Source organism: Moorena bouillonii PNG (assembly GCF_001942495.1).
Classification (GTDB): domain Bacteria; phylum Cyanobacteriota; class Cyanobacteriia; order Cyanobacteriales; family Coleofasciculaceae; genus Moorena; species Moorena bouillonii.
Window position 1 is genome coordinate 4231347 of record NZ_MKZS01000001.1, and the last position, 4043, is coordinate 4235389.

The following is a 4043-nucleotide window of genomic DNA, read 5'->3' on the forward strand; positions in this document are numbered from 1 at the left end:
ACGTACGGTTTTGAAGACGAGTCAGTGGGGTGACTCACTGACTTAGTTTAATTGCTCCCCGTAATAGGGGACATCGACCGTAACTAGATGCCTATACCCATGGGTGATGGTTCGGCTATTGCCACCGATGCCACCAGTCGTTTTCGCTCGGTTTGACAACCCTGCTGATGCTAAGGGCTATGTGCAGGTCCTGAAATTGCTGATGCCTGGTGCCAAGTTTCTAATTTTTTTTGTTCGCGTAGCGTGACCTTTGGTCAATCACGGAGTAATTCCGTAGGGTGCGTTAGGGGCGGGCTTGCCATCATGTTCAACCTCATAGCAAGTGTTGGGAAAGCCCGCCCCGTAACGCACCACCCAAGGTCTCACCCTCATTTTCGCGGTAGCCATGGTTGGGACAGCGCGTCCGAAAATCTTGATCACAGGCAAGATGCCTGTTCTACCAACAACCCAATTCCACCAACATCCCTGTGAGGAAAATCTTGACCACAGGCAAGATGCCTGTTCTACCAAGAATCCAATTCCACCAACATCCCTGTGAAGAAAATCTTGACCACAGGCAAGATGCCTGTTCTACCTACATGCCAATTCCACCAACATCCCTGTGAGGAAAATCTTGTTCACAGGCAAGATGCCTGTTCTACCAAGAATCCAATTCCACCAATATCCCTATGAGGAAAATCTTGATCACAGGCAAGATGCCTGTTCTACCTACATGCCAATTCCACCAACATGCTGGTGACCAAAATCTTGACCACAGGCAAGATACCTGTTCTACCAACATGCCCATGCCACCAATATCCCTGTGAAGAAAATCTTGATCACAGGCAAGATGCCTGTTCTACCAAGATCTCAATTCCAGCAACATGCCAATTCCACCAACATGCCCGTTCCACCCACCGGGTCAAACAGCTGGGGATCCCCCCTAACCCCCCAAAACAGCGGGGGGAATACTTACCACACCTCCCACCCTCCCCGCACCCCACACCCCACACCCCACACCCCACAACCGACTCCCGATTAAACTTAGAAAATAACCTCTACGACCAAGTCGTCATAGTCTAAGTCACCACCAGCAAAAGTATCCTCGAAACCAAACCGATTGTCCCCTAGTAGGCGGACGTGATCAAATTGATCAGGGTTAGCGCTCAAGAAACTAAAGTAGGCATTGAGACCGGAACCCTGCTGATTAGTAGGATTCTGAGTCAAGAACTCTTCAACAGTGCCATTAGCAATTAGGAACGGAGCTAACAATACTCCACCGGATACCCCACTGGCTAAATCTACCTGGTTGGAGATTGCAAGCTCTGCATAACCCGCATCACCGGGATTGAGATTGCCAATTTTACCACTAGCATCATCAACCTGATAAAAGCCAAAGCTATTCTCAAACACAGCTTGACTACTAACCACAATCTCAGGTGTTACTGTTCCAGTCACATCGGTTAAATCCAGTAGCTCCACTTGCCCTTGAATCTGAGGATTCCCTGTCCCCACAATCGGAGTCAAAGCCGAAGCGTCTTGAACCGTTACCACTAAATCATCAAAGTCTTGATCATCAGCATCTTCAAAGTTTAAAGTCAAGACACCGTCACTATTAGTCTCGCTTTGGATATGGTCTAAACCATCGCTATTGAAGGAAGCATCACCGAAGAATACAGAAGCATTTTGTCCTGCTAGCACTGCCTCTTTCGTGCTATTTTGTACTAGGTAAAATCCTAATTGATCTCCTACATCAAAATTGTTAATCAGACGAGTAGTTTGACCACTATCTTCAGGATTCAGCAGCACAGAGAAAATAGTCTGAGCATTAGATAGAGCCGCTTCCACATACCCTTCTTGACCAGGAGCAATACCATTAACTGTACCTTGGTCATCATCGGTGACAAAAACTCCAATTTCATTGACATTAGTAGCGTTTCGACTAATAAAGGAGAATAGGAGTTGAGCGTTGCCAGTGGTGTCACTAGTGATAGTAAAAGTATTGTTAGGGTTCTGAGTCAGAGTCGAAGGAACAAAGGTAGGGATCGAGTTAACAGTAATATCAACAGTCGCTGTATCAAGGCCGCCGTTGCCATCAGATACCTGATCGATCGCTGTATCAAGGCCGCCGTTGCCATCAGATACCTGATCGATCAAGCTATCATTCCCACTGAAATCTGGATCAGGAGTATCAGTAATAACGTCATCATTAGTATTATCCAAGGTACCGTTATTGTTAACCACAGCAGTACCATCTGGTGCATCATTTACAGGAGTAACAGTAATGTTAACGGTAGCGGTGTCAGCAGGGTTAACGCCATCATTTAACTGATAAGTAAAACTATCCGGTCCATTGTAGTCGGGATTCGGAGTGTAAGTAATAAAATCATCGGTTAGATCATCAGGAGTACCATTGTCATCTACTACTGCACTACCATTACTGGGATCACTAATAACAGTTAGAGTGCTGTCTCCCTCAGTATCCGTGTCATTATCTAAGACGTTAATGTTAACTGTTGTATCTTCAGTGGTAGTGGCAGTATCATCGACAGCTACCGGGAGTTCGTTGGTCAGGTTGAATTCAATATAGTCAAATCGGATGAATTCTTCACCATCAGCGGTACCTTTAACCTCGATCAGGTCTCCATTACGGATAAACGTGCTGGAGCTAATCTGCAAAGGGACGAAAGTGGAGGCTTCGGGGATACCGCTAGCAGTAGAGGAAGGATTATTAAGAGTGATTGTGGGAAAGACGGTACTGCCAATCCTGACATCGACGGTGCTTTCTCCATCTATTTCGTCAAAGATGCCAATGATTACTTCATAGGTACCAGTGGGTTGATTAAAGCTTGTGCTAGCAGTACCAGGGGGGAAAGCAGTATTATTAACCGCATCAAATAGAGTGATTACTGCGTCCCCAGAGGCATCAGGATTACTAGTAGTTACAAAGTTAGTTATACTAGAAAAATTTTCGGCTTCAATTCTCGTCATAGTCTTGTAGTCTCCAACCTTTATCTGTGTTTAAAGCTATGGTAATTTTATTTAGGAATTTTATTTGGGCAGCAAGTAATACCCTAGCAAGTCGATATCCACTCAATCCCCATGATCCCGATACCCTTTACAGAGCCATGGGCAAGAGTAGAATACTATGCTAAACGTTCACCAAAGCACCGATTATTACAGCTAATGAAAAATCTCATAAATCTGCCGCTGTATTAGTTACACAGTTTTGAATTTCCGTGTTTTCAAACCTATCGCTGAGGACGTAGATGCTCCCCCAACATTATTTTGTTGAGATAGTCTGAGCACTATACTATAGTCTTCCACCAAGAGCTTTAGTTTTTGCGGTCAAACAATTCCTTTATTTATTGATGACATGAATTGGATACTATGTCACCATTAATTTTTGTAATTTTATCAAATCTTTATCCTATTGTTACTGATATGATAATTGTTCAATATTTTCGATTACTAGAGAATAATTAATGCGTTCGCTTTTAGCGGAAAGCGGAAGCGTTCGCAAAGCGTGGCCAAAGGCCTCAGCTTCCGGAGCGCTGCGGTTAGGGAATAGGGAATAGGGAACAGGGAAAAAGAGCAAAGTGTTGGGAGATGGTCAGGGAGATGGGGATTTTAGATAAGCAACTGGCTTCCCAAGACCGTGCTAGCTCGCTGCATCCCTTCGTCCCTTTAATTTTTAAACACCATTACACCCATTCCTATAATTCTACGGGTATAAACAATCAAGTAAGCATTCAGCTATCAGCTAAAGGCCTTTGGCCACGCTACGCGAACAGCGGTCAGCGATTAGCGCTACAGATGGTGCTACAGATGGTGCTTTTGAATAAAAGAGGTTTAATCTGAATTAAATTCTCCCGTTCGCGTAGCGTGGCCATAGGCCAATGGCTGACCACTGACGGCTGTTCGCGCAGCGTGAGCTTTTAGCTCACGGCTGACGGCTGAATGCTTACACAATCAATCCCCAAAATCTCCTTTATAGATACTTTATATAACTCAGATCTTGCACCTGATCAGACAAAAATCAAAACTAAGCTCATGTAACCAAG

5 protein-coding genes are annotated in these 4043 nt (G+C 44.6%); 4 read left to right on the top strand and 1 reads right to left on the bottom strand.

Annotated features, from left to right (window positions below):
• The first annotated feature begins 106 nt into the window (after window positions 1-106).
• The 3 genes from BJP37_RS41190 to BJP37_RS39410 all read left to right on the top strand — a co-directional run bounded on the left by BJP37_RS41190 (window position 107) and on the right by BJP37_RS39410 (window position 806).
• The gene (locus BJP37_RS41190) at window positions 107-247 is read left to right on the top strand and encodes a hypothetical protein (protein ID WP_198954086.1); all 141 of its coding nucleotides are present in this window, start codon (window positions 107-109) and stop codon (window positions 245-247) included.
• A 138-nt stretch (window positions 248-385) separates the two neighbouring features.
• Window positions 386-538 carry a hypothetical protein gene (locus BJP37_RS39405; RefSeq protein WP_158069632.1) on the top strand — a complete coding sequence of 51 codons (153 nt, stop codon included), beginning with the start codon at window positions 386-388 and terminating at the stop codon, window positions 536-538.
• 130 nt (window positions 539-668) lie between these two features.
• Window positions 669-806, top strand: a complete 138-nt coding sequence (locus BJP37_RS39410) for a hypothetical protein (RefSeq protein WP_158069633.1) — start codon at window positions 669-671, stop codon at window positions 804-806.
• Between the two features lie 217 nt (window positions 807-1023).
• On the opposite strand, the gene BJP37_RS17270 is transcribed toward BJP37_RS39410, so the two are convergent.
• The gene (locus BJP37_RS17270; RefSeq protein ID WP_075900582.1) at window positions 1024-2970 is read right to left on the bottom strand and encodes a DUF4114 domain-containing protein; all 1947 of its coding nucleotides are present in this window, start codon (window positions 2968-2970) and stop codon (window positions 1024-1026) included.
• Between the two features lie 630 nt (window positions 2971-3600).
• Here BJP37_RS17270 and BJP37_RS17275 point away from each other — a divergent pair.
• Window positions 3601-3840 (top strand): hypothetical protein, encoded by a 240-nt coding sequence (locus tag BJP37_RS17275; RefSeq protein ID WP_143727653.1) that lies wholly within the window; start codon window positions 3601-3603, stop codon window positions 3838-3840.
• The last annotated feature ends 203 nt before the right edge of the window (window positions 3841-4043 follow it).

Excerpts from the sequence above, each read along its gene's own strand:
- BJP37_RS41190 (WP_198954086.1), top strand. The coding sequence starts at position 107 with ATGGTTCGGCTATTGCCACCGATGCCACCAGTCGTTTTCGCTCGGTTT.
- BJP37_RS39405 (WP_158069632.1), top strand. The coding sequence starts at position 386 with ATGGTTGGGACAGCGCGTCCGAAAATCTTGATCACAGGCAAGATGCCT.
- BJP37_RS39410 (WP_158069633.1), top strand. The coding sequence starts at position 669 with ATGAGGAAAATCTTGATCACAGGCAAGATGCCTGTTCTACCTACATGC.
- BJP37_RS17270 (WP_075900582.1), bottom strand. The coding sequence starts at position 2,970 with ATGACGAGAATTGAAGCCGAAAATTTTTCTAGTATAACTAACTTTGTA.
- BJP37_RS17275 (WP_143727653.1), top strand. The coding sequence starts at position 3,601 with ATGGGGATTTTAGATAAGCAACTGGCTTCCCAAGACCGTGCTAGCTCG.